General features: G+C 57.6%; 4 protein-coding genes and 1 pseudogene. 3 read left to right on the top strand and 2 right to left on the bottom strand.

Going from position 1 to position 3,980, the window contains the following annotated elements; all coding sequences use genetic code 11:
* The 3 genes from ACXJ5O_RS20690 to ACXJ5O_RS20680 form a co-directional block, all read left to right on the top strand.
* On the top strand, window positions 1-250 hold a 250-nt coding region (locus tag ACXJ5O_RS20690), incomplete at its 5' end, for a TetR family transcriptional regulator C-terminal domain-containing protein (RefSeq protein WP_457301533.1).
* Between the two features lie 25 nt (window positions 251-275).
* Window positions 276-1,358, top strand: a complete 1,083-nt coding sequence (locus tag ACXJ5O_RS20685; RefSeq protein WP_457301532.1) for an extracellular solute-binding protein — start codon at window positions 276-278, stop codon at window positions 1,356-1,358.
* Window positions 1,355-2,665, top strand: coding sequence for a flavin monoamine oxidase family protein (locus tag ACXJ5O_RS20680; RefSeq protein WP_457301531.1), 1,311 nt, complete (start codon window positions 1,355-1,357; stop codon window positions 2,663-2,665). The genes ACXJ5O_RS20685 and ACXJ5O_RS20680 overlap by 4 nt, the downstream gene beginning before the upstream one ends.
* Here ACXJ5O_RS20680 and ACXJ5O_RS20675 read toward each other — a convergent pair.
* Both ACXJ5O_RS20675 and ACXJ5O_RS20670 read right to left on the bottom strand, forming a co-directional pair.
* Window positions 2,629-3,702 carry an ABC transporter ATP-binding protein gene (locus ACXJ5O_RS20675; RefSeq protein WP_457301534.1) on the bottom strand — a complete coding sequence of 358 codons (1,074 nt, stop codon included), beginning with the start codon at window positions 3,700-3,702 and terminating at the stop codon, window positions 2,629-2,631. The two genes, ACXJ5O_RS20680 and ACXJ5O_RS20675, sit on opposite strands and share 37 nt — an antisense overlap.
* A 7-nt stretch (window positions 3,703-3,709) precedes the next feature.
* Window positions 3,710-3,980 (bottom strand): annotated as a pseudogene (locus tag ACXJ5O_RS20670) (ABC transporter permease); the annotation flags it as partial.

Raw genomic sequence — 3,980 nt, 5'->3', positions numbered from 1 at the left:
GGACCAAGCCTATCAGAACGTGATCATCGACATTTGCAGAAAACTCAAGGCTGACGGCGATTATTCGTTCGATGCCACGGCAACAGCGCTTGGACTAAGCGCGATGCTTGAGGGCCTATGGCTGCGTCTCATGATGGGCACCGAAGATGTGACGCGAGAATCGGCCCATTTTGCCGCCTGCGACTATCTGGCCTCCGTATTTCCAAAACACTTCTCAAGAGAAGCCCTACCGACAAAGAAAACCGCATGAACGGTTAACAATAAGGGGAATGAGCATGAAGAAATCGGGCCGCCATCTTGGCATCATACTCGGAGTAGCCGCGGGGCTTTCGGCCGCGGTCGCGACGATCGCAATCGCCGCAGACAAGAATCTCATCGTTTTTGACTGGGCAGGATATGAGGAACCCTCGTTCCACCCCGGCTATGTCGCCAAGGATGGTGAGTCTCCAACATTTGCTTTTTTTGGCGACGAGGATGAAGCCTTCGAGAAGGTGCGTTCCGGCTTCAAGTCGGACCTAGGACATCCATGCTCGCAGAGTGTGAAGAAGTGGCGCGAAGCTGGCCTGCTACAACCATTGGATACGACGAAGATTACCGGTTGGAATGATCTTGCGCCGAACATCATGGCGATGAAGGATCTCGCAACCACAGCGGACGGCAAGGCGTGGTTCATGCCCTGGGATTGGGGGAATACGTCGCTGACCTATAATACCGACAAGGTCGACGCGAAGGACGTGCAATCGCTGAAAGCCTTTGCCGATCCGAAGTTCAAGGACCGCGTGTCTATCGGCGACAATGTCGATGACGCTTATGCCCTGGCCAGTCTCGCGATCGGTTTGAAGGACTGGACCCAGATGACTGACGAACAATTCAAACAGGCGTCGGATTTTCTTCGTCAGGTCCATAAAAACGTACGGCTCTATTGGACAGATACCACCGAGATCGTGCAGGCGATGGGCGGCGGGGAAGTCGATCTGGCCTGGGCATGGAACGATGCAGCGACGCAACTGACGCTCGCGGGTACGCCGGCAGCCAGAAAGCCCGATACGGACGAAGGCAATTCAACCTGGGTTTGCGGTTATGTCCGCTTCAAGGACGCGCCCGGATCGGAAGCAAAGGCCTATGATTTTCTCAATGCGGTCAATGATCCGGCAATCGCGACCTATATGGTGAACGACTGGGGATATGGCATGGCGAACGCCAAGGGCATGGCATCGGTCGATCCGAAACTGCTGGAGGAAAAAGGCTATGCCAACAACGATAAATCCGCCGAGAATACCTTGTTCCAGTCGCCGCTTCCCAACGAGTTGAAGGCGAAGATGATTGCTGAATTCGAGAAGATCAAGGCGGGGTATTGAGCGCAAGCAATCCCACGCACGTTGTCGTCGTTGGCGCAGGCTTTACCGGCCTGTCGGCGGCGAGCGAACTGCAACGGGCCGGAATCGACTTCGTTCTCCTTGAGGCGCGGGACAGGGTGGGTGGCCGTGTCGAGGCAAAAATGAATAACCTCGATGATCTCTACGATACGGGAGGTCAGTTCATCTGCGATGACATGCCCGAGATCATGGCCTTGGCGCGGACCCACGGCAAGACATTACTCGAAACGCCGGTTCGGGGTGACAGCGTTGCGCAGCCGCCGCCGCACGGCAGGCATGATGCGGAAAAAGTTTCCGCAGGATCGATGGCTCTGCGTCGCCGCCTGCGGAAGCTGGATCCGACCGATCCAGCGCTGTCTGGTTTGACCATCCGCGCATGGGTCAACAGCCAACAGGCCGACCCCGCCGCAAAAATGCGATTTCTGTCGTTGATCGAAGGTCTATGGTGCGTACCGGCTGAGCTGGTTCCATTGTGGTATATTGTCGATAACGACCGGCGCATCACCAACAAAGTCTCCGAACTTCAGTATTTCCTCAAGGAAACGATGCATTCGCTGGCAGCGGATATGGCGCGGTCGCTGGGGAAATCGCTGCTATTGAGTGAGCCCGTCGACAGTGTCGAGACGACTGCATCCGGCTTCACGGTCCGCACTGTCTCCGGGGCTTATTCGGCCAACGAGGTCATCATTGCTGTACCGCCTGTAATGGCGCGCAGGATCATCTTTCATCCCTCGTTGCCGGAGGCAATAAACAACGCGCTTGCCTCGTGGAAGAGCGGCACAGTCGTCAAGTTGCTCATACGATATTCCCAACCGTTCTGGCGGAGGACGGGCCTCAACGGCAGTGTCATCTGGATCGATCCACGCGGGCTCTATGCGTGCGATGCGAGCCATGATGACCAGCACCCCGCGCTCGTGGTGTTCGTCGGCGGACCCATTGCTGTCGAATGGTCGAGCCAYGGTGAGGAGGCGCTCAAGCAGGAGGTGGTGTCGAGACTGGTGGTGGCGCTTGGGCCGGACGCTGGCGCGCCGTTGGACATCCTGCTCCGCAACTGGATCGACGATCCGTGGAGTGGTGGTGGCTATTCGGACATTGTCGAGGTCATAAACGCGACCGAAGCCGAAAATACCCTTCGCCGCGGCTTCGCCGGCATCACCTTTGCCTCGTCGGAACTCTCGCCATCATTTCCCGGCTATATTGAAGGAGCCATCATTGCTGGCCGCTTGGCGGCCCAGCCCATCATCGAGCGCCTTCAGTCGGCGAGTGCCACCAACGCGTCGGGGTCATAGGCCAGACGGATCGGGGCGCCGACCGGAATGTCGTCGGCGCCGAAATTATTGGTTTCCGTCACCGAGAGCGGTTTGTCAAAACCCGGTATCTCGATCACCAGATGGGTTATCTCCCCGAAGTAATGCCGGTCGACGACCTTGCCGGCCACCTCGTATTTGTCTGTCGCATCATCCCACAGGACGCGCAGGCGTTCCGGTCTGATCCCCAGCGTTGCACCCTTACCGTTCCTCACAAATGCCGCGGGCTTGTCGGTCCTCACGCGTCCAAAGCCCGGCGTATCCAATATCATCGAGGCGCTGTTCTCTTCGACGATCTCTGCCTTTACGAAGTTCATACCGCCAAGAAAGTCAGCTACCTGGCAGTTGACCGGCCGCTGGTAGATCTCTTTCGGCGATGCGACCTGCGCGATCTTTCCGCCGAACATGACCGCGATGCGATCGGACATCGCCAGCGCTTCATATTGATCGTGTGTGACGAGAATGAAGGTGATACCCACGGCCTGTTGCAGCCGGCGCAATTCAACCTGCATCTGCTCGCGCAGCTTCTTGTCGAGGGCTGAAAGCGGCTCATCCAGGAGAAGCACCTTTGGCCGCATGACGAGGGCGCGGGCGAGAGCGACACGCTGGCGCTGTCCACCGGACAGTTCGGTCGCGCCGCGTTTACCAAGCCCGGTCAGCGATACTTGCGATAGGGCTTCTTCGACGCGGCGCTTTTCTTCATCTGCTCCAAGTCTGAGCCGTTTCAACCCGTAGCACACGTTCTGCTCGACATTGAGATGCGGAAATATGGCGTAGCTTTGAAAGACCATATTGGTCGGACGCCGATTAGCGGGAATGCCGTCCATCGGTTGGCCATCAACCGAGATCGATCCGCTTGTCGGCGTGTCGAAACCGGCGATCATACGGAGCAGCGTGGTCTTGCCGCACCCGGAAGGGCCGAGGAGCGAGAAGAATTCACCCTCGCGGATCGTGAGTGACGTTTCATCGAGCGCCTTGAAGGCCCCGTAGCTGCGCGTCACGCGCGAGATCTCGATCATAGAGCGTTCAGGCAATCATGCCTCCCATATTCTGGGTGCGACTGCTTGCGCGGCGTCGCACGATTTCTGCGATGGTCAAAAGGATAATCGAACCAGCGAGGAGCAGCGTACCGAGCGCGAGCACGCCCGGCAGCTTGGCGGCAAATCGCAACTGACCCCAGATGTAGACAGGCAGAGTTGCTTCGGTACCGGTCAGGAAGAATGCCATGATAAATTCATCGAGGGAGATGGTGAAGGACACAAGTAGGCTTGAAATGATTGCAGGCGAAACCATAGGT

The sequence above is a fragment of the Phyllobacterium sp. P5_D12 genome (assembly GCF_054049495.1).
This window is presented reverse-complemented; position numbering and strand designations above follow the sequence as displayed.

Bases quoted from the DNA above. Each gene is read 5' to 3' on its own strand.
- ACXJ5O_RS20685 (WP_457301532.1), top strand. From the start codon at position 276: ATGAAGAAATCGGGCCGCCATCTTGGCATCATACTCGGAGTAGCCGCG.
- ACXJ5O_RS20675 (WP_457301534.1), bottom strand. From the start codon at position 3,702: ATGATCGAGATCTCGCGCGTGACGCGCAGCTACGGGGCCTTCAAGGCG.